This is a genomic window from Lacticaseibacillus suilingensis (assembly GCF_016861845.1).
In the GTDB taxonomy this organism is placed as follows: domain Bacteria; phylum Bacillota; class Bacilli; order Lactobacillales; family Lactobacillaceae; genus Lacticaseibacillus; species Lacticaseibacillus suilingensis.
The window spans coordinates 162349-184409 of the sequence record NZ_BOLV01000002.1 but is presented as its reverse complement, the minus strand read 5'-3'; the positions used below and the strand labels follow the sequence as shown (position 1 = coordinate 184409).

21 protein-coding genes and 1 tRNA gene are annotated in these 22061 nt (G+C 54.4%); 14 read left to right on the top strand and 8 right to left on the bottom strand.

Features of this window, described 5'->3' with window-relative positions:
- Position 1: 1 nt before the first annotated feature.
- From purH to nrdG, 3 genes are all read left to right on the top strand, one after another.
- Positions 2–1525, top strand: coding sequence for a bifunctional phosphoribosylaminoimidazolecarboxamide formyltransferase/IMP cyclohydrolase (gene purH, locus JUF11_RS02300; RefSeq protein ID WP_204118124.1), 1524 nt, complete (start codon positions 2–4; stop codon positions 1523–1525).
- Positions 1526–1542: 17 nt separating this feature from the next.
- Positions 1543–2772, top strand: coding sequence for a phosphoribosylamine--glycine ligase (purD, locus tag JUF11_RS02295; RefSeq protein ID WP_204118123.1), 1230 nt, complete (start codon positions 1543–1545; stop codon positions 2770–2772).
- Positions 2773–2903: 131 nt separating this feature from the next.
- A complete protein-coding gene (gene nrdG / locus JUF11_RS02290) occupies positions 2904–3446 on the top strand; it encodes an anaerobic ribonucleoside-triphosphate reductase activating protein (protein WP_373305849.1) in 543 nt (180 codons plus the stop codon).
- A 56-nt stretch (positions 3447–3502) separates the two neighbouring features.
- Here nrdG and JUF11_RS02285 read toward each other — a convergent pair whose 3' ends face one another.
- A complete protein-coding gene (locus tag JUF11_RS02285) occupies positions 3503–4564 on the bottom strand; it encodes a sensor histidine kinase (RefSeq protein ID WP_204118122.1) in 1062 nt (353 codons plus the stop codon).
- Between the two features lie 11 nt (positions 4565–4575).
- The gene (locus JUF11_RS02280; protein WP_203632536.1) at positions 4576–5250 is read right to left on the bottom strand and encodes a response regulator transcription factor; all 675 of its coding nucleotides are present in this window, start codon (positions 5248–5250) and stop codon (positions 4576–4578) included.
- Positions 5251–5413: 163 nt separating this feature from the next.
- Here JUF11_RS02280 and JUF11_RS02275 point away from each other — a divergent pair, with 163 nt between their 5' ends.
- Both JUF11_RS02275 and JUF11_RS02270 read left to right on the top strand, forming a co-directional pair.
- Entirely contained in the window at positions 5414–6190 is a 777-nt protein-coding gene (locus JUF11_RS02275; RefSeq protein ID WP_204118121.1) for an ABC transporter ATP-binding protein, read from the top strand.
- Positions 6168–8174 carry an FtsX-like permease family protein gene (locus tag JUF11_RS02270; protein ID WP_204118120.1) on the top strand — a complete coding sequence of 669 codons (2007 nt, stop codon included), beginning with the start codon at positions 6168–6170 and terminating at the stop codon, positions 8172–8174. Before JUF11_RS02275 ends, JUF11_RS02270 begins: the two co-directional genes overlap by 23 nt.
- Here JUF11_RS02270 and JUF11_RS02265 read toward each other — a convergent pair.
- Entirely contained in the window at positions 8171–8710 is a 540-nt protein-coding gene (locus JUF11_RS02265) for a hypothetical protein (protein WP_204118119.1), read from the bottom strand. The genes JUF11_RS02270 and JUF11_RS02265 overlap by 4 nt on opposite strands.
- Before the next feature lie 59 nt (positions 8711–8769).
- Between JUF11_RS02265 and JUF11_RS02260 the strand changes: the two genes are divergently transcribed.
- From JUF11_RS02260 to sdaAA, 5 genes are all read left to right on the top strand, one after another.
- Positions 8770–9522 carry an MBL fold metallo-hydrolase gene (locus JUF11_RS02260; RefSeq protein WP_204118118.1) on the top strand — a complete coding sequence of 251 codons (753 nt, stop codon included), beginning with the start codon at positions 8770–8772 and terminating at the stop codon, positions 9520–9522.
- Positions 9523–9754: 232 nt separating this feature from the next.
- Positions 9755–10153, top strand: a complete 399-nt coding sequence (spxA, locus tag JUF11_RS02255) for a transcriptional regulator SpxA (protein ID WP_125582277.1) — start codon at positions 9755–9757, stop codon at positions 10151–10153.
- A 507-nt stretch (positions 10154–10660) separates the two neighbouring features.
- Entirely contained in the window at positions 10661–11338 is a 678-nt protein-coding gene (locus JUF11_RS02250; RefSeq protein ID WP_204118117.1) for an adaptor protein MecA, read from the top strand.
- A gap of 137 nt (positions 11339–11475) precedes the next feature.
- Complete coding sequence (gene sdaAB / locus JUF11_RS02245) at positions 11476–12144, top strand: L-serine ammonia-lyase, iron-sulfur-dependent subunit beta (protein WP_204118116.1); 669 nt, start codon at positions 11476–11478, stop codon at positions 12142–12144.
- A gap of 10 nt (positions 12145–12154) precedes the next feature.
- On the top strand, positions 12155–13024 hold the full coding sequence (sdaAA, locus tag JUF11_RS02240) for an L-serine ammonia-lyase, iron-sulfur-dependent, subunit alpha (protein WP_204118115.1): 870 nt from the start codon (positions 12155–12157) through the stop codon (positions 13022–13024).
- A gap of 84 nt (positions 13025–13108) precedes the next feature.
- Here the strand turns inward: sdaAA and JUF11_RS02235 are convergent, their stop codons facing one another.
- The 4 genes from JUF11_RS02235 to JUF11_RS02220 form a co-directional block, all read right to left on the bottom strand.
- The gene (locus JUF11_RS02235; RefSeq protein ID WP_204118114.1) at positions 13109–14296 is read right to left on the bottom strand and encodes an amidohydrolase; all 1188 of its coding nucleotides are present in this window, start codon (positions 14294–14296) and stop codon (positions 13109–13111) included.
- Between the two features lie 125 nt (positions 14297–14421).
- Positions 14422–15360, bottom strand: a complete 939-nt coding sequence (locus JUF11_RS02230) for a dihydroorotate oxidase (RefSeq protein ID WP_204118113.1) — start codon at positions 15358–15360, stop codon at positions 14422–14424.
- A 164-nt stretch (positions 15361–15524) separates the two neighbouring features.
- Positions 15525–15701 carry a hypothetical protein gene (locus JUF11_RS02225; RefSeq protein ID WP_204118112.1) on the bottom strand — a complete coding sequence of 59 codons (177 nt, stop codon included), beginning with the start codon at positions 15699–15701 and terminating at the stop codon, positions 15525–15527.
- Positions 15698–16078, bottom strand: coding sequence for a hypothetical protein (locus JUF11_RS02220; RefSeq protein WP_203632453.1), 381 nt, complete (start codon positions 16076–16078; stop codon positions 15698–15700). The genes JUF11_RS02225 and JUF11_RS02220 overlap by 4 nt, the downstream gene beginning before the upstream one ends.
- Positions 16079–16240: 162 nt before the next feature.
- Here JUF11_RS02220 and JUF11_RS02215 point away from each other — a divergent pair.
- From JUF11_RS02215 to JUF11_RS02205, 3 genes are all read left to right on the top strand, one after another.
- Positions 16241–16311, top strand: a tRNA-Gly gene (locus tag JUF11_RS02215).
- 244 nt (positions 16312–16555) lie between these two features.
- Positions 16556–18238, top strand: a complete 1683-nt coding sequence (gene argS, locus JUF11_RS02210; RefSeq protein ID WP_204118111.1) for an arginine--tRNA ligase — start codon at positions 16556–16558, stop codon at positions 18236–18238.
- 17 nt (positions 18239–18255) lie between these two features.
- Positions 18256–18711: an arginine repressor gene (locus tag JUF11_RS02205; RefSeq protein ID WP_203632457.1), complete on the top strand. Its 456-nt coding sequence runs from the start codon at positions 18256–18258 to the stop codon at positions 18709–18711.
- 184 nt (positions 18712–18895) lie between these two features.
- Here JUF11_RS02205 and JUF11_RS02200 read toward each other — a convergent pair whose 3' ends face one another.
- Positions 18896–19726, bottom strand: coding sequence for an RluA family pseudouridine synthase (locus JUF11_RS02200; RefSeq protein WP_204118110.1), 831 nt, complete (start codon positions 19724–19726; stop codon positions 18896–18898).
- A gap of 122 nt (positions 19727–19848) precedes the next feature.
- On the opposite strand from JUF11_RS02200, the gene JUF11_RS02195 reads away from it, so the two are divergent.
- Positions 19849–21924, top strand: coding sequence for a PBP1A family penicillin-binding protein (locus JUF11_RS02195; protein ID WP_236000369.1), 2076 nt, complete (start codon positions 19849–19851; stop codon positions 21922–21924).
- The last annotated feature ends 137 nt before the right edge of the window (positions 21925–22061 follow it).

The following is a 22061-nucleotide window of genomic DNA, read 5'->3' as shown; positions in this document are numbered from 1 at the left end:
CGTGAAACGTGCATTGCTTAGTGTGTTCGATAAAACTGGCTTGGTGGCATTAGCGCAAGGGCTAATCGCCCGCGATTTTGAACTGGTGTCGACAGGTGGCACCAAGCGCGCCTTGGAGGCGGCTGGCTTGCCGGTGACTGGGGTGGAGACGGTGACCGGCTTTCCGGAAATGCTGGATGGGCGAGTCAAGACCCTGCATCCCAAAATCCATGCTGGCATCTTAGCCAAGCGTGACGTGGCGTCGCACATGGCAGCTTTAGCAGACCATGACATCACTCCGATTGACGTCGTGGTGGTGAACTTGTATCCTTTCGCGGCCACCATTGCCAAACCTAACACCACCCGGGCCGAAGCTATCGAGCAAATCGACATCGGCGGACCCAGTGCCTTGCGCGCAGCGGCGAAAAACGCCGCGGCGGTGTGGGCCGTGGTGGACCCTGCCGATTATGCTCAGGTGCTGACCGGCTTAGATGAAGACGATGCGGCGCTGCGGGCGCGCCTGGCGGCCAAAGTGTTCCAAACCACCGCGGCTTATGACGCCCAAATCGCCGCTTATCTTGATCCAGAGCCTTTCCCTGCCACCTTCACGCCAACCTTCACCAAGCAGCAAAGTCTGCGTTATGGCGAAAATAGCCACCAGGATGCCGCATTTTACGTGGCGCCGGATGCGCCAGCGGAATCATTGGCCCACGCCCAGCAGCTCCATGGTAAGGCCTTGTCTTTCAACAATATTCGCGATGCCGATGCAACGCTGGCCATGGTGAATGAATACCAGCAGCCTACCGTCGTGGCAGTGAAGCACATGAACCCCTGCGGCATTGGCCAAGGCGCCACCATTGAGGAAGCGTGGGATAAGGCCTATGCGGCTGATCCAATGTCGATTTTTGGCGGCATCATTGCGCTGAATCGCCCAGTGGATCTGGCAACTGCCGAAAAAATGCACAAGCTATTTTTGGAAATCATCATGGCCCCGAGCTTTGATGATGATGCGTATGCGGTGCTCGCCAAGAAGAAAAATCTGCGGCTTCTGACGGTCACCTTAGCCCCGGCCCAGACTGAGCCGCGCGTCGAAACCGTGGCGGTGCTGGGTGGGGTGCTGCGCCAAACCACCGACACGGCGATTGAAACGGCAGCTGATTTGACGGTGGTCACTCAGACAAAGCCGACCACTGAGCAAATCGAGGCGATGCTGTTTGCTCAGCAAGTGGTTAAACACGTGAAGAGCAATGCCATTGTGATTGCCAAGCAAGGCCAAACCTTAGGCATTGGCGCGGGTCAAATGAACCGCATCGGCTCGGTGGAAATCGCGCTGAAGCAAGCGCAGCAGAACGCTAATTTTGCCGGTGCCGTGATGGCTTCCGATGCCTTCTTCCCAATGGATGACTGTGTGGAATATGCTGCGCAACATGATATCAAGGCGATCATTCAGCCTGGCGGCTCGATTCGCGATCAAGATTCAATTGCCATGGCTGACAAGTACGGCATTGCGATGGTCACCACCGGCGTGCGGCACTTCCGCCACTAGGACAGAGGAGGCGCATCATGGCAAAAGTCTTAATTATTGGCAGTGGCGCCAGGGAAAGTGCGCTGGGACAAGCCTTTTTGTCCTCGCGGCAAGTCACTGCGGTGTATGTGGCGCCGGGTAACGCGGGGATGCCGCTACTGGGGTTAACGCCAGTGGCGATTACGGAAGAGCAGACGGCAGCGCTGGTTGCTTTCGCCGCCGGCGTGGATTTGACGTTTGTCGGCCCTGAACAGCCGCTTGCCGCTGGGTTGGTTGATGCTTTCCAGGCGGCTGGCCGGCCCGTGTTTGGACCCACGCAAAAAGTGGCCCAACTGGAAAGCAGCAAGCAGTTTGCCAAAGCCTTCATGGCGGCGCACCATTTGCCCACGGCGGCGGTGAAAGTTGCCCACAGTCAGCGCGAGGCGATTGCCACCGCGGCGATGATGAGCTTGCCGCTGGTGATTAAGGTAGACGGGCTCGCTGCCGGCAAAGGCGTCACCATTGCCACTAATCCTGAAACTGTGCAGGCCACCCTGGCTTCACTTTACGCCGCAAATGCCCAAGCGCCAGTGCTGCTCGAAGAATATTTAAGCGGTCAGGAAGCATCGGTGCTGGCGATGTTCAATGGGACCAAGCGCGTGCTGTTTCCGTTGGCCCAGGATCACAAGCGCCGTTTTGCCGGCGACACTGGCCCGAACACTGGGGGCATGGGCGCCATTAGTCCCGCCCCGCAGTTCTCGACTGCGCAGCAAGCCCAAGCGGCGGCACTGGTGGATCAAACTTTGGCCGGGATGGTCGCAGACGGCCTGACTAGCACTGGGGTGTTGTATGTGGGGCTGATGTTCACCTCGCATGGGCCGAAAATTCTGGAGTACAACCTGCGTTTTGGGGATCCGGAAACCCAGGTGCTTTTGCCGCAGGTGACCAATGATTTCTACCAGCTGACCCTAGACTTGCTTGCCGGGCAGGCGCCGGCTTTGACCCTCAATGGCCAAACCTATTGCGGGGTGGTGGCAGTGAATCCCGCTTATCCGCAAAGCGGACCAGCCTTGCCGCTGGTGGTACCAACCGCTGACCAGTGCGGCTACTGGATTCCGGCAGGGGTGGCCAAGCAAGGTGATGCGTTAGTGAGCCACGGCGGCCGGATTTTCACCGTGATTGGCAGTGGGGCTGATTTAGCAGCCGCGCAGCGCGAGGCGTATGCCCGCATGGCGCCGCTGCAGGGACCACTGGCGGTGCGTGATGATATTGGCGCGAAAGGGTTGTAACAATCAGGCGACCACAAGATACAGGCAGTGGCCGCTTTTTTGATGCTTTGAACTACCAGATATGGTACGATGGAGCGTGAAATGGAGTGAGCAAGTTGCCAAAAAAGACCCTACCGAATAACCCTAAGCCGATGGAGTGGCTGGCTTCTGATTTGTCGCAAGGCTATGTCGCTGACTACAAGCCGTTCACCTTTGTTGACGGTGAAGGCGTCCGCTGCAGTATTTACGTGTCTGGTTGTAAGTTCAATTGTCCCGGCTGCTACAACAAAGTGGCCCAGAACTTCCACTATGGCACGCCATACACCCAGGAGCTGGAAGACCGGATTATCGAAGATCTTAGTCAGTCCTATGTGCAAGGGCTCACCCTGCTGGGCGGGGAACCGTTTTTGAATACGCAAACTTGCCTCCAGCTGTGCCGGCGCGTGCGGCGTGAATTCGGCCACACCAAGGATATCTGGAGCTGGACCGGCTACAAATGGGATGAGCTGATGCAGGAATCACCGGACAAACTGGAATTACTCAACCTGCTCGACATTCTGGTTGATGGCCGGTTCTTGGAAGCCGAAAAAGATCTGACGCTACAGTTTCGCGGCAGTGCCAACCAGCGCATCATTGATGTGCCAGCCAGTCTGGCGAGCGGCGAAGTGAAAATTTGGGCCAACTTGGTCCGCTAGAGGAAGCAAAGGGGCGCTAGCTGCGATGTGAACAGCTAGCGCCCCTTTTGTGCGTTTTATTCTTCAACAGTCGGTTTAGTCAGCGTGTTGCCTGACTCACCGTAATAGGACAAATGGGGGAAGTGCACCACCACGCTGGTGCCTTGGTCAACCGTGCTGGTTAAGGTGAGGTGATGGCCGAGTTTTTGGCTGAGCTGGGCGGCCAGATACAGGCCAAGGCCAGTGGATTTTTGGTTGGCATTGCGGCCGTTGGTGCCGGTGAAGCCTTTTTCAAACACGCGATGCTGCTCATCGACGGGAATGCCGATGCCGGTGTCGCTCAACGTGAGCGTGGCCTCGGTAGGCGTGTCGGCTAAGGCGGCGGTGATGGTGCCGCCCGGTTTGGTGTATTTGATGGCATTGGTGATAATCTGGGTCAAAATAAACCGCAGCCATTTTTCATCGGTCACTACCGTCAACGGCCCGCCTTGCAGCTGAAACCGGAGCTGGCCAGCGATGAAGCTGTTGCGCTGATCAACGACCACGGAATCGACGATTTTGGTCAGGTCATATTCTCGGAGGAGGTAATCCTTGGAAAAACTGTCCAGGCGCGAATAGTACAGGACCTGCTCAACGTAAAAGTTGATTTTGTCCAGCTGCAGGGCCATCTCATCAAGCGGCTGCTCGGGGGCTTTGCCATCGAGACTATCCCGTAGTAGGGTGGTCGCCGCCAGCGGCACCTTGATCTCATGGACCCAGGAATCAATGAAGGCCTTTTGATCTTGTTGTTGGGCAATCAGCTGCGATTGGGTCTTTTGATGCTCGCGCAAGACGTGGTTATAGGCGGCCACAATGGCTTGCTGATCATAATGGTGGGCCTCAGGCAGGCGCCAAGTCAAGGCGTCTTCACCAGCCTCAGCGCGGGACTTGAATTGATTGACCCAGGCTTTGGTGCGCCGATATTGCCACACCAACACGACAGCGCCAAACAACGCCACCAGCAGACTGATGTAAACCAGCGTCCCTGGGTGTACCAGGTGGCGCGGATCCAGCCACAGCCCGAAATCAAATAGTGCCAGGCCGAGGCAAAAAAAGACCATGGCGGCGCGGCGATCGCGCAAATACTCCCAAAACGTCATATTGCTCTCCTTTAAGGCACAATGTAGCCTTGGCCGACCTTGGTTTGGATATAATCTGGCAGGCCGGCTTCGGCAATTTTTTTGCGCAGGCGGTTGATGTTGACAGTTAAGGTATTGTCATCCACGAAGCGCTCGTCTTGCCACAAGTCCTTCAGCAGGTGCGAACGACTGACGATTTCGCCATGCGCGCGCATCAGAATCTGCAGCAGCTTGTATTCGTTTTTGGACAAGTTGATTTCTTGGCCGGCTACTTGTGCCATACCGGTTTTGAGATCCAAGGTGAGGCCGGCGTGCTCTAAGGCTTCGCTGCCGTTGTCTTGATAGTGGTAGGTCCGGCGCAGCAGGGCATTGATTTTGGCGATCAGCACCTCCATCGCAAAAGGCTTTTCGACGAAATCATCAGCCCCTAAGTTCATCGCCATCACCATGTCCATGTTGGTGTTGCGGCTGGAAATAAAAATCACCGGGACTTGGCTGACATCGCGGATTTTTTGCACCCAGTAGTAGCCATCGCGAACGGGTAAATTGATGTCCAGTAGCACAAGATCAGGTTGATCTGCGGCAAACTGGTCGGCCACGCGGCTAAAATCCTCAATCACACTGGCTTGAAATTGCCACTTATTGAGGGCCTGGGCGATGAGGGTGGCAATGGTGCGGTCGTCTTCGACAATCATAATCTTGAACAAGGTTTCCATCTCCGTTCCTTATAGTTGTATAGTAGCGGTTTCGCCGTGGTGGTACAAGCGACCTGGGACCGAGTTTAAGGGGGTCTTACAGTATCGCAAGGTCACAGCCACGGCCAATAAAATCTGTTATGATAAAACCAACTTGAAACAGGAGGTTTTTGGCATGCGAGTGGTTGACGTAGCGCACCTGACAAAAATTTACGGGCATCGGTTAAATCGAGTCACAGCATTGAATGATTTGAGTTTTCATATCGACGCCGGTGAATTTGTGGGCATTATGGGTCCGAGCGGCGCCGGCAAATCCACCCTGCTCAATACCATTGCCACGATTGATACGCCCACCAGCGGGGAAGTCATCGTGGCTGGGCAGAGCCTGAGCCAATTTTCTGAATCGGAATCCGCGCGGTATCGCCGTGAGCAACTTGGTTTTATTTTCCAGGAGTTCAATCTGATTCCGGATTTAACGGTGGCGGATAACATCACCTTGCCGCTGACTTTTGTGCCGCCGGTGCCTGACGATTTGGACACACGCCTAGCGCGCTTTGCCCACTTGCTGGGGCTAGAGTCGATGCTGACGCGCTATCCGGAGCAGCTGAGCTTGGGGCAGCGCCAGCGGGTGGCGGCAGCGCGCGCCATGATTAGCAATCCGGCGTTGATTTTGGCCGATGAACCCACTGGGAGTTTGGATTCGATGGCGGCCACCGAGCTGCTGCAGTATCTGACGAAACTCAATCTGGAAGAAGATGTCACCATTATGATGGTGACCCATGACGCTTTCACTGCTAGCTTCTGTAATCGGATTATTTTCATTCGCGATGGCAGCTACTTTGCCGAAGTCACTCGGCGCGGACCGCGTCAACAGTTCTTCGACAGCATTATCGACATGGAAGCGACCATCAATGGGGGAGGCAAGCGCCGTGGGCCGTCTGATACGTTCTGATTTTCACCGGTACGCCACCATTAATCGGCTTTACGTGGCCATGTCCGCGGTGATGGTCGCGCTTTTGTATGCCGTATTGGCGTTGATTGAAGACGACGCGCTTTTTGCGGCGGCCGATCGGTATACGGAAGTCAGTGCGGCGGCGCCGTCCGTGCTGCTGGTGCTATTAGTCGTGGCCTTGCTGTTCACCATTATCTTTTTACTCTATATGAATACGTTGCTCATTGAGCGGCGGGCCCGCTCGATTTCGGTTTATCGCCTCCTGGGCATGCCAGCCGGCCGCATTGGCTTGACCCTGTTTTACGAGTCGCTGCTGCTGGGCGCGCAGACGTTGGTGATTGGCTTTGCGTTGGGGCTGCTTTTGTCCAAGTTTCTAGCGATGATGCTGCTGCGGTTAATGGCGCTCCCGATGACCGTGGGCCTGTTGTGGCAGCCGCATGCGATGCTAGAGTTAGTGGCGGTGTTCACGGTGGTCTACGCGGTGATTGGCGTGATTAATGGCATTTATGTGGCGCACATTCCGATTGGCCGGCGCTACCAACTGCCAGCGCAAGGCCTGCCGACCCGGGTCACTGGCTGGCGCATGGTGTGGGCCACGGTGGGCTGGGTGCTCCTGATTGGCAGCTACCTAGGTGCCTACAACCTCGTCCATCTGGCGTATGCCGTGTCGCAGAGCCGCTTTGGTCATGGTTACGTCGTGTTATGGGCCGTGCTGGCAGTGGGGCTGGTGGGGCTGTATTTGGTGTTCCGTTATTCCCTACCAACGCTGACCAGTCGGCTGGTGCGGTTGCCGTTTTTCCGGCATCATGCGGTGCGCTTGCTGACGCTGACCAATCTGAACGAGCGGCTCCAGCGCAATGTGCATTCGCTGTTTTTGACGACGCTGCTGGCCACTGGGACGATTACAGTGCTGGGGAGCGGGGCGATTTTTTACCAATTTGGTCAGGCTGGGGTCAATCAGAGCATCAGCATGGATCTGGTGGCCAGTCCCTATGGCCTAAAAACAACGTACCATGACCTTAACCCTGATTGGATCAAACAAACCGTGGTGTTGCCGACGAAACTGGCCGCTGGCCGGCTGCACACGCAACACGGCCAGCCTGGGGATGGTGACGAAACCTTCTATAATGTCATTGCCTTAAAGGACTATCAGCGCATTGCCAAGGTGCAAAAAGGCCTGGCCAAGCTGACCCTCAAACCGGGCCAGGCGGTGATGGCCGTGTATGGGCGCTCCCTGTATCAGCATACGTGGCTCAATCAAAGACGCCAGTGGTCGATTACGCTGCCGCGCACCGGCCAGAAGTTTCAACTGCAATCCGTTAGCAACCAGTTCCCGCTGGGGGTCGATGGCTACTTTGACCGGGCGTTGATTGTCACCGATCATGATTATCAGGCGCTGGCGGCGCCGCGCGATCCAATGACCGGCTATCAGCTCAAGTCTGGCAAGCAGGTTGAGGCCTTCGTGAAAAAGGCCGCTAATGCCAGCCGGTATGATTTTCTCAGTGGCAGTTCCAAGGCCCTGACCGGCGAAAAAAGCCTGCAGCTCAGCCAAACCGAACATGCAGGCAGTTATTCGCGCAGTGCGCTGCGGCTGAAAGGGCCGCTGCTGGCGCAGATGAATATGCTATTTGGGTTAGGTTTGTTCGTCGTCATCCTGCTGGGGCTCATTTTTATGATTGCCACGGCCAGCATTTTGTTGATGAAGCAGTTGATCATTGCCTTTCAAGAGCGGCAAAGCCGGCAGATTATCCGCGCGCTGGGGATGCCAACGCGGGCGATGCACCAGATTATCAACTGGCAAACCACGTTGATTTTTGGCTTGCCGCTGGTGGTGGGCACATTCAACGCTTGGCTGATTATTCATTTCTTTAGCCTGTATCTGGATAATCCAGGCTATAGTTTGGTGGTCATGATTGTCTTGATTTATGCCTTGGTTTACGCCGGTTTTGGGGCGCTCACCGCGCGGCTGGTGCGGCGCAGCTAGTCAGCGCCTGCTGCTTCAGCCGTCAGCGCTTTGGTCGGGTGATCCGGATCAACGATGGTATAAATGGCCCGGTGGTAGCCAAAACCTGCTTGCGCCCGCTGCGCGAAAGTCCGCACTGGCGCGTACAGCGGCGTATTTTGCGCGGTGTAGACGTCAAGTTTGCGATTCCAAGCGGATAGCAGGAGATACTCCAGATGCGGGTTGTCCGTTTCCATGAGCACCATGGCGTCGCAGCCTTCAAGCCGGTCGGCCTGGTCAGTGAATTCAGTCATTTGGCTCACGAAGACGCCAGCCTCATCTTTGCCAAGTTTGAAGTACATCAGGGCAATGTACCCATACGCCGGAACTGTGCCATAATGGGCGAGAACGGTGCCACGCACCGGCGAAACAAAGGGAATCGCGCCTTTGAGGTCCAGCAGGGCAAAATCACGGTCTTTTTCGACATCTTTGAGCAGCCGCGTCGGCGTAGCTGCTTGTTTGGCGAATTGTTGCATGTAGGTTTGACTACCGAGAACGAGTTGCATTGTTTGGGTCATGAAATGGCCACCTCCATCTTCTTAGTATAGCGCTTACTTGAATGAAAGGAATGAAGAGCTTGAAATTAACAATTCTTGGTTATTTAGGCGGTTATCCCGACCACGGGGTGGGGACGAGCAGTTACTTGATTACCAGTGGCGATTATCAGCTGCTGCTGGATTGTGGGTCTGGCGCGTTGTTGGCGTTGGAAAAGATAATGGATCCCAATCAGTTGGATGCGGTGCTGCTGACGCATTACCATCACGACCACACGGCGGATGTCGGTGTCTTACAATATTATCGTCAGTTGCATAGCGGCGATAAGAAGGTTTCACCGCTCCCGATTTACGGTCATACTAAAGATCCGCTGAATTTTGCGGCATTAACTTTTGGGCCGTTTACTCAAGGGGTGGGCTATTCCGCAGAAGCGCCGCTCGACCTGGGCCCGCTGCGCTTGACCTTCCTTGAAACCGAGCACCCGGTGCCGGCGTTTGCGGTCCGGATTGAGGAAAAAGCCACCGGTCAAGTGTGGGTCAATACCAGCGATACCCGGGCCTTCCCGCGGCTGGCGGACTTCGCGCAAGGCGCAGACCTCCTGCTGGCCGATACGAACTTTTTGGCGGATCATCCAGCGCCGCTGTGGCATTTAACCGCGCCTCAAGCCGGTGAATTGGCTAAGGCAGCGCAGGTCAAGCATTTGCTGCTGACACATTTGCCACAAGAACTGTCGCTGGCAACGCTGAAAGCCCAGGCGCAAGCCGCAGCGCCTGATATGGATGTGCTGCTTGCCAGTGAGGTAAATGAACTCAATGGCAGTGACCTCGTCGGGTAATCGATTAAAATAATTATGGTTATTGTATCGATTTTGTATCGGTAATGGCTTAAGAAAACGCTTGGTTACTCGATTCTTCGCTAGTATCACTTATTGTTCCTTATGTCACAATAAGAATGAGCACGAAAGCGAAAATTTATTTTTTAAACATGATTGTTTTAGGCTACTTCTTTTCGTTATACTAGTACATGTAGAGAACAGAAGACGGGCACTAAAGAAGGAGCTGGCAATTATGATCATCTTATACGTGTCACCAAGCTGCACCTCATGCCGTAAAGCCCGGGCCTGGTTGCAAGAGAATAACATACCATTTGAGGAACGTAATATCTTTTCAGCGCCTTTGAATGGCATGGAAGTTAAACATCTCCTGAGTATGACTGAAGACGGGACGGAAGAGATTATTTCCACTCGCTCCAAGATTTTTCAGGAGTTAGGAATCAAGATTGATGAGCTTTCGGTCTCTCATTTAATCAATTTGATTGTGCAATACCCTGGGCTGTTGCGCCGGCCAATTATCATGGATGATAAGCGGCTACAAGTTGGTTACAACGAAGATGAAATTCGCCGCTTCCTGCCTCGCACCGTGCGCGCCTTGGAACTACAACAGGCGCAACTGCTCGCAGGGTTTTGAGCAGACGAATGACCCCTGGGAAACCGGTCCTCGGCAAGCATCGCCCCATGCTCGCCGAGGGCCGGTTTCCTTTTTGGGTGTTACGCTTTCCACTTCATCGCTGGTGATTAAGTAGAAGGTCTGGCAACTATTATCGCCAGCGCATGCTAAGCTAGGAGCTCGCCTAATGGTGATGAACTTAAAAGGCTTCAGGATATCGCCTTAAAGATCTCATGTAGGGCAGGACAGCTGGAGCGGGCAGGGGCTCAGGGGTGAAATTGTTCTTAGCCAACTTGTTGGCTTAGAACAAGCCGCGACTTCAAGACTCGCGGAGCGAGGCTCGAAGCGCTGGCCACCACGTTCCAGCCCATGCCTGCGGAAGCTGACCTGCCCGGCCAAGTCCGGCGCCACTACGCAGCCTAGTTGTGTTGCATTCTCTAAGATTATGGCGTAGAATGCCGTGGCGATGATAAAATCTGCTATACTGTGGGTTAAACCAGTGTTGCAGCAAAGTGAGGTGCAGTCATCATGGAAATGGAACGCATTAACGATAATACGATCCGCGTATTGCTCGGCAACGAAGATTTGGCCGAGCGCGGAATCACCGTGCTTGACCTGCTCGGGAATCACAAACAAATCGAATCCTTCTTTTACAGCATTTTAGACGAGGTCGATCAGGACCACAGCTTTGCTGAAGACGCCGCCGTGACGTTTCAAGTAATGCCTAGCCAATCTGGCCTTGAACTTTTGATTTCACGTAGCAAAGATGAGAATAACGATGACGCGGATGGCGCCGATGCAGACGAAGACAGTGCCAATGTGCCTGACTTCATTCGCCAGCAGCTGAATGAATTAGACGATGACGACGATGAGGCGGTTGATGAAGGCGGCTTTATCGATGCAAAAGCGGCTGATCAGACCGAAGTGGTCATTCGCCTGGCGTCGTTTGAAGACTTCATCAGCTTGGCCCAAGCACTGCGGCTTGAAGGCGCGGCGAGCAACTTATATACCTATCAAGATCGCTACTACCTAGTGCTGACCTTCTATGCCAACAAGGTGGCGCCAAGTGAAATTCGCGACCAAACTGCGGTGGCGGTCGAGTTTGGCGACAAGGTCAACTTATCCAGCGATGTGTTGTCCGAATATGGCAAGCTTTTGATGCCAACCAGTGCGCTTGAAACAGGACGTTATTACTTCAAAAAATAAACTAGCGGCCGGACTATGAATTGGCGTAGTCCGGCCTGTTTTATGCCCAGTCCACAAGGCTTTAGTTGACGGCTAGTGGGAAATTGTGGTTCGATAAAGTTAAAGGTGTCAATTAATTGTCAGTAGGAGGTTCGGCCATGGCCAAACAGCTTCGTTTTACCAGCGTCTTTGATATCATCGGTCCCGTGATGGTGGGGCCAAGCAGCTCCCATACCGCTGGCGCCGCCCGCATTGGCAAGGTGGTGCGCAATATTTTTGGCGAAACGCCGGAGCGGGTGGATATTTACCTGTATGAATCGTTTGCCAAAACTTATCGCGGTCACGGCACGGATATTGCGCTGGTGGGCGGCTTGCTGGGCATGGCGCCGGATGATGCGCGGTTGCCGGATTCACTGAAGATTGCCCATGAGCAGGGCATCCACGTCACTTTTATCCCGAAAAATGATAAAGTCGATCATCCCAATACCGCCCGCATCTCTTTGAGCAAAGGCGAGCGTTCGATGACGGTGACGGGGGTTTCCATCGGTGGTGGGAACATTCAAATCTCAGAAATCAATGGCTTTAAGCTGTCGCTGAGCATGGGAACACCGACGTTCATTACCGTGCATCAAGATGTCCCGGGGATGATTGCCGCGGTGACCGACATTTTCAGTAGCGCCCATGTCAACATCGGCACCATGACCGTGACGCGTGAGGCCAAAGGTGAAAAAGCCATCATGATCATCGAAGTCGACGACCGCAAGCCAGAATTAGCCGATCAGTTGCGGCAGCTGCCGCATGTCGATAACGTCACATATTTCGAGTAGGAGGGCGCGCATGTTTTATACAGTCAAAGAACTGGTGGCGCAAGCCGAGCATTTCGACAGTGTGGCCGCGTTGATGATTCAAACCGAAAGTGAAACCAGTGGGCGCACTCCGGAGCAAATTCGTGAACTGATGGGGCGCAATCTGGATGTCATGGCCGATTCCATCGCTGAAGGCATTGCCGGGGTGAAGTCGGTCACCGGTCTGACCGGCGGCGATGCCAAGCGGCTGGATGCTTATTTGACTAGTGGTCGCAGTTTGCTGGGGCCAGTGGCGCTGGCGGCGGTGCGCAATGCCGTCGCGGTGAATGAAGTAAACGCCAAAATGGGGCTGATCTGCGCGACCCCAACCGCCGGCAGCGCTGGCGTGGTAGCCGGCACCTTGATGGCCGTACGCGAGCCGCTAAAATTGACTCGTAATCAGCAAATTGATTACCTGTTTACGGCTGGTGCTTTTGGCTTAGTGATTGCCAATAATGCCGGGATTGCTGGGGCAGAAGGCGGCTGTCAGGCGGAAGTCGGATCAGCCGCGGCAATGGCCGCAGCGGCTTTGGTCTGCGCGCAAGGCGGCACAGCGGATATGGCGGCGCAAGCGGTTGCCATCACCATTGCCAACTTAATGGGCCTAGTGTGCGATCCGGTGGCGGGTTTGGTGGAAGTGCCGTGTGTGAAGCGCAATGCGATGGGGGCCGCTCAAGCTTTGACCTCCGCCGACATGGCGCTGGCCGGCGTGCGGACCGTCATTCCCCCTGACGAGGTCATTGGGGCGATGAATCAAGTCGGCCAGCAAATGCCCAGCGCCTTCAAGGAAACCGCGGAAGGCGGGCTGGCCGTGACCCCAACCGGTCGCCGCATTCGCAAACGTATTTTTGGGGACGATTAATCCATTGCCATTAATTAAATGCTGTTTCGGAAGCATGCAAAAATTGCCGCATCACCTGCAACGGGTGGTGCGGCAATTTTGTGTTTACTTGATGTCGAGTGCGGCTAGTGCTGCCACGCCAGCCGCTTTGGCTGCGATAATCAGACTATCCTCATTGAGCAGAAAATCAGGGCTGTGATGCGGATGCGCTTTGCCATCAGGTACCGCACAGCCGATATAGAAGAAGAGGCTCGGTTTCTCCTGGGCGTAGTACGCAAAATCCTCAGAAGGATCTTGCGGGCCGCAGTCGAAAATGTCGCTGACTTCTGGCAGGGCCGCGGCTTTGAGCGCCGCCACAGTGCTGGCGGTCAGGGTCGCATCGTTGACTAAAACCGGATAATTATCGTCATAATCCAAGTTTGCCTTGACCCCGAACATCGCTTCAATGCCGCCGATGATTTGTTCAATGGCGGCACGGACCGTTTTGCGGGTGGTTTCTTTCATTACCCGGACATCGCCTTTCAAGGTGACACTTTGCTTAATCGCATTGTAGCTACCAACCCCATCGAATGAGCCAATGGTGACACTGGCGGTATCGAAGGGATCGATGCGCCGTGAAACCACGGTTTGCAGCGCGGTGACAAAATAGCTACCGGCGACAATGGCATCATTCGCCAGTTGCGGCATCGAGGCGTGGCCGCCTTTACCGGTGAAGGTGAGCGTGAAGTTAGACCGGCCGGTTTGCGTTTCGCCGGCATGGTAGCCAATCGAACCGGTGGGCATACTGGACATCACATGCAGCCCCAGCACCTGATCGATGTCGTTCAACACGCCAGCTTCAATCATGCCTTTGGCGCCACCTGGGGACACTTCCTCAGCGGGCTGGTGAATGATGCGAATGCTGCCTTTGAGCTGGGTTTTCAACGCGTTCAGCTCCCGGGCTAAAATCAGTAGATACGCGGTGTGGCCATCGTGACCGCAAGCGTGCATGACGCCAGGGTTTTGCGAGGCGAAAGGCAGGTCATTATCCTCCTGCACCGCCAAGGCGTCAAAGTCCGCACACAAGGCGATGTGCGGGCCTGAGTGCCCAGAGTCGATGTCAACGGCGAGGCCGTAGCCTTCGCCGTATGGTACCGGCGTGAGTCCGAGTTTGAGGTAAAAATTGCGAATATAAGCTGCGGTCGTCTTTTCTTTGAATGAAACTTCTGGATGCTCATGCAAGTGGCGCCGAATCGCGATGATTTCGGCTTGACTGGCCGCTAGCCGCGCCAGGAGGGTTTCTTGTACAGTCATAGCAGTACCCCTTTCTTTGAATCAGCTTTAAGCATTGCCTCAAGCTTACGCCAATGCAGACCCTGATTGCACATAAAAAGGGGTGTGTCACACCCCCGATGAAGCGGCTGGATTTGGTTTTGAAGTTACAGCGTTTTGAGCTGGCCCTGGAAATCCGCAATCGTATTTTTGCCTTTGGCCGCCATTTCGGCAGTCAATTCTTGGCTGAGGCGGTCGAAGACGCCGATGCCTTCAGTGGCCAAAATGCTGCCAACCGAAACGAGGCTGGCCCCGCACAAAATGAGCTCATATGCATCACGGCCGGTAGTCACGCCACCGGTGCCAATGATGGCAATTTCTGGGCGCAGGCGCTGGCGGAAGGCGCGGACGTTGGCCAGCGCAATTGGCTTGGCGTACTGACCCCCTATGCCGCCAAACCCGCCTTTAGGCTTGATCAAAACGGTGTCGGTAGCAGGGTCGATGAAGAGGCCATTACCGAGGCTGTTGATAGAGTTGATGAACTGAAGCGGAAAATCATTCAAAATGGCAGCCACTTCGTCGAACTGGGCGAGGTCAAAGTAAGGCGGTAGCTTAACGCCGGCCGGTTTCGTGAAAATCGCGAAGATTGCCTGCAAAATGTTGCGTGTGGTGTCAAAGTCGTAAGCAATCTGGGGCTTACCAGGCACATTAGGGCAGCTCAGGTTGAATTCAGTCAGGCCGGTAAAGGCGGAATCCTCAATTTTTTGGGCCAGCACCGGGAAGTCTTCAGGCTTCATGCCGGCGACGGACAGAAAAATGGGTTGTTCGGGATGCTTGGCCTGAAAGGCGATGGCATAGTCGAGATAATAATCGATGCCTTGATTAGGGAGGCCCATCGAATTGATGGTGCCTAATTGCAGCGGCGCAAACCGTGGTTCAGGATTGCCCGCGCGTGCTTCCAAAGTGCCGGTTTTGGTCACTAGGGTGCCAGCGCCACTGGCAGCGACTTCATCAAGTTCCTGGGTGGTCATACAATGAACCCCGCTGGCATTCATGAAGACGTTGGCGAAGTGATAATGACCAAGCTGCGTTTGCAAATTTACCAAGATTAGCGCTCCTTTTCGATTGACTCAGACAGATAATCTCTGCTTATTTAACCACAAAAAGCGAGAAATGGCTATGTCATGACAGGCTGCGAAGCTCGAGCGGTGGCGAGCTGAGCGCAACTACAGGCGACCTCTTGCCATAAAAATAGCCGACACAGCGTCGACTAGGTCAATGAATTCAAAAATAGTGCCGCAATCGCGATGCCAGCTGCCGTTAGCGTCAGCCGTTTGGACCATTTTGGCTCATGGCCGCGGAGCATCACCACCAGCCAGGCAATCAACCCGCCTGCTGCGACCACGATGCCACCAAGAAACAGGCCTAGCGTCAGGCGGCCGATCATGGCGTCGGCTCCGTGCCAGTTAAGTGGGCTAGCTGGCCGGCCATGCGTTTGATTTCATCGGGTGGCGCTTGCGGCAAGGTAAAATGCATCATCATTTGATGCGGATCGAAATCCTCAGTCACACTGACCAACGAATAGAACACATTGGGATCATCGGTGTCGGGGATGGTATTGAGCGTATAGGCCTTCAAGGCGGCGGCATTTTTCGGTAAGGACTGAAGAAAGGAGGCTAAGACGCGGTAGGCGTAGTAGACCGTTTCTTGATAAGTAACGCCTTGCGCCGTGAGCTGGGGAATATTAACGAATTGAATCGTGTAACCATGGGCATTTTTCTCGTTGCGGGCCGCAAAGAAATAACGGCGCGTGGCCTTCGCCATAAAATCGCATCCTCTCATCTTGATTTCATTATAACATGGTTAGAGTCTATCGCAATGCACTTTTCAATCTCTCATTTTCATAATCAATCCCGACTTTCACGGTTTTTTTGCGGCCCGCGCTTGCAAAATTCTAGTGGCGCCGGTATACTGAATCGTGTTGTTGCGGTTGTAGTTTAGTGGTAAAACTTCAGCTTCCCAAGCTGACGTCGCGAGTTCGATTCTCGTCAACCGCTGCAAGGCTGGTGCGGAGGCGTACCAGCTTTTTTATCGGCATGGAGAAAGAGGACGGCACCCAGACGTTTTCAGTGAGACTGCGGGCAGTGTGAGCAGTTAGCGGTAGGGGCCTGCGCGCTTTTGAGCCTAATTGAATCAATTGAGTGGACATTATTGTCAACAAGAGTGGTACCGCGGGGAAACTCGTCTCTTTCAAAGTGGTTTTGAAAGTGACGAGTTTTTTTGTAGAAAGGATGAATGAACATGGATTTTAAACAACAAGTCGTTGACGCCTTGCATCAAGCCATTGGCGATCAACTCACACCGGCAGAAATTTCGAACTTGGTGGAAACGCCTAAAACCAACGCCATGGGAGACTATGCCTTCCCAACCTTTGCCTTAGCCAAAGTATTCCGCAAGGCGCCTAAAATGATTGCGACAGATCTGGTGGCTCAAATCGACGCGACGCCGTTTGAAAAAGTTGAAGTCGTGGGCGGCTATGTCAACTTCTTCCTCGATAAAATCAGCTTTGCTAACAGCATTTTGACCACCATCGCGGCCGACCCAGCCCATTACGGCGAACAAACCCTGGGCACCGGCAATGTGCCCATCGACATGTCCAGCCCGAACATCGCCAAGCCTATGAGCATGGGCCATCTGCGGTCCACTGTGATTGGGAATGCCTTAGCCAACATCCTGAAAAAAACCGGCTACAGCCCAATTAAAATCAATCACCTCGGCGATTGGGGCACGCAATTTGGGAAGCTGATTGTGGCCTACCGCAAGTGGGGCTCTGAAGCCGATGTGAAGAAGGACCCGATTCACTACCTTGTGCAATACTACGTCCAGTTCCACGAGGAAGCGGAAAAGCATCCCGAATTGGATGACGAAGCGCGGCAAGTGTTCAAGCAGCTGGAAGATGGTGACCAAGAAGTCTACAAGCTGTGGTCTTGGTTCCGTGAAGAATCGCTGAAAGAATTCAATCGCATCTATGCCGAACTCGGTATCGAATTTGATTCTTACAAAGGCGAAGCGTTCTACAACGATAAGATGGACGCGGTGACTGATGAACTTGAAGCCAAGGGGCTGCTCAAGGAAAGCCAAGGCGCCGAAATTGTCGACTTGAGTAAGTACGACTTGAACCCAGCGTTGATTCGCAAATCCGACGGCGCCACCTTGTACATGACCCGGGATTTGGCGGCGGCGATTTACCGGCATGACAATTACAATTTTGTCCAAAGCTTGTATGTGGTCGGGAATGAACAACGCGAACACTTCCAACAGCTCAAAGCGGTGCTGAAGGAAATGGGCGATGATTGGGCCGACAATATTCACCATATTCCGTTTGGGTTGATTACCTCTGGCGGCAAGAAGTTGTCCACCCGGAAAGGCAATATCATTTTGCTGGAGCAGGTGCTGAAAGACGCCGTGGGCTTAGCCAAAGCTCAGATTGCCGAGAAGCATCCGGATCTGGCCAATGCTGACCAGGTCGCCCATGAAGTCGGCGTCGGCGCGGTGATTTTCCATGATCTGAAGAATGAACGGTTGGACAACTTCGACTTCAACTTGGAAGAAGTCGTGCGCTTTGAAGGCGAAACCGGGCCTTACGTTCAGTACACCAATGCGCGAGCCAACAGCATCTTAAAGAAGAGCAGTCAGGACCCGGCCGCTGAAGTGGCGTTGACGGATCCCGCGGCTTGGCCGGTGCTGAAAGCTTTGGCCGATTATCCAGCGGTGATTGCCCGGGCGCTCAAGGCTTACGAACCTTCCGTGATTGCCAAGTACGCTTTGAAGCTCGCCAAGGCGTTCAATCAATATTACGCCAACGTCAAAGTCTTGGTTGACGACGCCGAATTACCGGCGCGGTTGGCCATGGTCCAAGCAGTGTCGACCGTGCTGACAGATGCCTTGCATCTGCTCGGCGTTGGTGCCCCAGCCGAAATGTAACCAAGGAGGCAGCGAAGATGAATAAGACAGAGCGGCAAAGTTTAATGGCCAAAATCATTAACCAAAAGCCGATTGGCACTCAAGAGGAGCTGCTGGCTGAATTGAAACGCGCTGGGATCGACGCGACGCAAGCGACGATTTCCCGTGACATTCGCGAAATGCGGGTGGTGAAGGCGCAAGACGCGACCGGCAATCTGCGGTACACGGTTTTTCGCGGCGATTCTGCTTCCCAACTGGAGCGCCTTAGTAATTCCGTGCAAGAGGTAGGGTTGTCGATCACGCAAGTCCAATTCATGAACGTCATCAAGACGCTGCCTTCGAATGGTAATCTGATGGCCGCCATCATTGACGGCATCAGTTTTCCCCAAGTCGTTGGCACCATTGCTGGCCATGACACGATCGTGGTGATCAGCCCTGACGTTGAAAGCGCCGAGTGGTTCAATGCCGCTTATCATCGCGCGTTTGTCGATTAAACAAGAAGAGACTGAGACAAAATGCGGTTTTAGCCCAGAGTATAAGCCCAACGGCCTGTGAAACCTGAACTTAGGTTTTGCAGGCCGTTGGGCTTATACGGCTAGGGCGTCGCATTTTGGCTCGTACTATCCTGGAATAGTGGTGGTCCTCTTTACTATAGTGACGTCTCAGGCGCTGTTGCAGTTAAAAGGGCGCCATAGCAGTGGCCGTCAGCGGCTGTCCGGTGAGGGGCTGCCGCCACGTTAGGCTGGTCGCATGGAGCATCAGCCGCTCCGCTGTGGATGCTGGGGCGTACAGCGGGTCGCCGATAATGGGATAGCCAATGGCGGCTAAGTGTACGCGCAGCTGGTGGGTGCGGCCGGTGCCCAGCGTCAGCAGGACCCGGCTGCTGCTGGCAGTTTCCTCAAGCCGCTCAAAATGCGTGAACGCAGGCAAGCCGTCTGCCCGCACCATGCGTTTGCGCTTGTCGTTGGGGTCTAAGCCAATCGGCAAGGCGATGTCGCCACTGGCGGCAATGCCGCGCGGCACGAGGGCTTGGTAGCGGCGGGCCATGGTTTTAGTGGCCAATTGCTGATTCAAGATGGCCTGGCTGAGTGGATCTTTGGCAATCAGCATTAAGCCGCTGGTGGCCATGTCCAACCGATGAGTGATGTACGCCGGCTTTGGCGCTAAGTACCCGGCCACCAGATTCATTAAAGTCCCGGTTTCATCGGGTTGATTGGGATGGGGCTTCATGCCGGCAGGTTTGTCCACCACAATGACGCTGGCATCTTCATACGCGATGGCCAGTTTGCCCAGTTCAGGCTGATACAGCGGCGCTGGCGCGTCAAACTGCAAGGTGACCGGCTCCCCAGCCATGACCGGCTGATTGAAGGGCCGATACTGGCCGGCAATCAGCACCCCTTCAGTCAGGCGAAGATGGGCTTGCCACTTTTTGGGCAGCTGAAGGGCGGTGAGTAGTGCACGTACACTGGGCTGCGCGGACGCAAGCAGATGAAACTCGAATTCTGGCATGACAGCTCCTTATAGAAATTCTAAAATCGGACGGAAGGCGGACAGAGCGCGAGGCAGGATATGCTAAAATAATCACAGCTATGACGCAGTTGCGTCATTTTTTTGAGAAAGGGGGCAGCATCATGAAAAATAGCGACTCCGCCTTTAAAACGGCGATGAGCAAAGCCTGGCAGGCGATTAAGTGGTTCTTCCGCCGCTTTCAGGTGATCCGCTGGGTCATTTTTCTCGGCTTGCTGGCTACCTTACTGCTGTCTACCTGGTTTACTTACAAGGCCAAGACGGCGAATGTGCAAGAAATCAAAAGCACGATGCTGACCAAAACCACTTATTACGACAACAAAAATCAAGTGGCGGGCACGTTCTATGGGCAAAAAGGGACCTACGTTGATCTCGATCACATTTCTGTCAACGTCCAAAACGCCGTGATTGCCACGGAAGACCGCAGCTTTTATTCCAACTGGGGCTTTGACATTAAGGGTATTTTGCGGGCACTGGTGCACCTTGTCATCAACCGCGGTCAAATCACCGGCGGCGGTTCCACCATTACCCAGCAGCTGGCGAAAAACACCTTGCTGTCGCAAAAACAAACCTTCTTACGCAAAGGGCAGGAAATCTTCCTCGCCGTGCAGCTGACTCGAGTTTACTCTAAAAAAGACATCTTGACGATGTACCTCAACAACGCCTATTTCGGCAATGGGGTCTGGGGGGTGGAGGACGCCTCCAAGCGTTACTTTGGCAAATCCGCCTCGGCTTTGACCGCCGGCGAAGGGGCGACGCTCGCCGCGATGCTCCGCAGTCCAAGTTTTTATAATCCAATCGATCACATGGATAACGCCATTTCCCGGCGTAATTTGGTGCTCAGTTTGGAGCAAGAAACCGGCAAACTGACCGCAGCGCAAGTCAACGCGGCGAAGAATACTGGCCTCACGTTGAAAGATACTTATACCGCCGATAATCAGCAAAAATATCCTTATTTTGTCGATGCGGTCATCACCGAGGCCTACAAGGAAGACGGCATCAGTCAAGACGACATCGTCAACAAAGGCTACCGCATCTACACGACCTTAGATACCACCTACCAAACCAAGATGCAGGCCGCCTTTGACGCTGGCTATGTGTTCCCAAGCAATGCCGCAGACGGCACCAAGGCGCAGGCCGCTTCAGTGGCGGTGGATCCCAATACCGGCGGGGTGCTGGCCGTGGTCGGTTCGCGGGGGCCGCATGTGTACTTAGGCTTCAACTACGCCACGCAGCTGCAGCGCCAGCCTGGCTCGACGCTAAAGCCACTGATGGCCTACACACCGGCGCTGGAGAATGGCTACTCGTATGACAGTGAACTCACCGATAAAAAACTCAGCTACGGTAAAGATCACTACACGCCAACCAACGAAGATGGCATTTACCGCGGCCAGATGCCGATGTATCAAGCGCTCGCGCTTTCAACCAACGCGCCGGCAGTGTGGTTAATGGACAAAATTGGCCTGAGCAAAGGGGTGGCCAGCCTGTCTCGCTTTGGCTTAACGCTAGCCGATAAAGATAAGGTCCAACTGGGCTCGGTCCTTGGCGGCATCTCCACCGGCTATTCACCGTTGCAACTGGCGCGGGCCTATGCCGCCTTCGCCAGTGGCGGCACGCTCCCGGAAACGCATTTCATCCGTAAAATTGTGGATGCCACCGGCCGCACCGTGGTGGACAACGAGCCCACCAGCAAGCGCATTATGAAAAAGTCAGTCGCCACCGAAATGACCAGCATGATGATCGGCGTTTACAACGAAGGTACTGGGATTTACGCGAAACCATATGGCTACACCATTGCCGGGAAAACCGGCACGGTGGAAACTCCGGCCAGCTGGGGCAACGGCAAAGGTGCTGAGGACTCTTGGGCGATTGGTTACACGCCAGATATCGTGGTTGCCACCTGGACTGGCTTTGCCAATACCAATGCCAGCCACTACCTCCAGCAAGGACAAGGCGCTTCCAAGTTGTTCAAACTCGAAATGAGTAATATCTTGCCGAACACGCCGCAAACGAAATTCAACACCACCGACGCTAAAGCCCGCGCCACCCTCCAGACCCCAGCCACCAGCGACGGCGGCGACGTCTGGTCCAACATCCAAAGCGGCATCCAAAACGGCGTTGAGCAGGCCAAAGACACAGTCTCGAATTGGTTCAGCGGCCTCAAAGGGATGTTTAACTAGCCTGTGACCGTTCTTCGATTCCTTGGCCAGCTAGTGGGTTCTAACCAGCTACCAGCGCACGGTCAAATGAGCTGAAAACCGTAACATAGGGCCGGGTGCTGGAGCCGGCAAGGGCTCAGTGGTGAAATTGTTCTTAG

Coding starts and splice junctions, on each gene's coding strand:
- JUF11_RS02205 (WP_203632457.1), top strand. CDS start 18,256: ATGAATAAGACAGAGCGGCAAAGTTTAATGGCCAAAATCATTAACCAA.
- JUF11_RS02265 (WP_204118119.1), bottom strand. CDS start 8,710: ATGACCCAAACAATGCAACTCGTTCTCGGTAGTCAAACCTACATGCAA.
- spxA (WP_125582277.1), top strand. CDS start 9,755: ATGATCATCTTATACGTGTCACCAAGCTGCACCTCATGCCGTAAAGCC.
- sdaAA (WP_204118115.1), top strand. CDS start 12,155: ATGTTTTATACAGTCAAAGAACTGGTGGCGCAAGCCGAGCATTTCGAC.
- JUF11_RS02250 (WP_204118117.1), top strand. CDS start 10,661: ATGGAAATGGAACGCATTAACGATAATACGATCCGCGTATTGCTCGGC.
- purD (WP_204118123.1), top strand. CDS start 1,543: ATGGCAAAAGTCTTAATTATTGGCAGTGGCGCCAGGGAAAGTGCGCTG.
- JUF11_RS02220 (WP_203632453.1), bottom strand. CDS start 16,078: ATGGCGAAGGCCACGCGCCGTTATTTCTTTGCGGCCCGCAACGAGAAA.
- JUF11_RS02195 (WP_236000369.1), top strand. CDS start 19,849: ATGAAAAATAGCGACTCCGCCTTTAAAACGGCGATGAGCAAAGCCTGG.
- JUF11_RS02200 (WP_204118110.1), bottom strand. CDS start 19,726: ATGCCAGAATTCGAGTTTCATCTGCTTGCGTCCGCGCAGCCCAGTGTA.
- JUF11_RS02275 (WP_204118121.1), top strand. CDS start 5,414: ATGCGAGTGGTTGACGTAGCGCACCTGACAAAAATTTACGGGCATCGG.
- argS (WP_204118111.1), top strand. CDS start 16,556: ATGGATTTTAAACAACAAGTCGTTGACGCCTTGCATCAAGCCATTGGC.
- JUF11_RS02235 (WP_204118114.1), bottom strand. CDS start 14,296: ATGACTGTACAAGAAACCCTCCTGGCGCGGCTAGCGGCCAGTCAAGCC.
- JUF11_RS02225 (WP_204118112.1), bottom strand. CDS start 15,701: ATGATCGGCCGCCTGACGCTAGGCCTGTTTCTTGGTGGCATCGTGGTC.
- nrdG (WP_373305849.1), top strand. CDS start 2,904: ATGGAGTGGCTGGCTTCTGATTTGTCGCAAGGCTATGTCGCTGACTAC.
- sdaAB (WP_204118116.1), top strand. CDS start 11,476: ATGGCCAAACAGCTTCGTTTTACCAGCGTCTTTGATATCATCGGTCCC.
- JUF11_RS02285 (WP_204118122.1), bottom strand. CDS start 4,564: ATGACGTTTTGGGAGTATTTGCGCGATCGCCGCGCCGCCATGGTCTTT.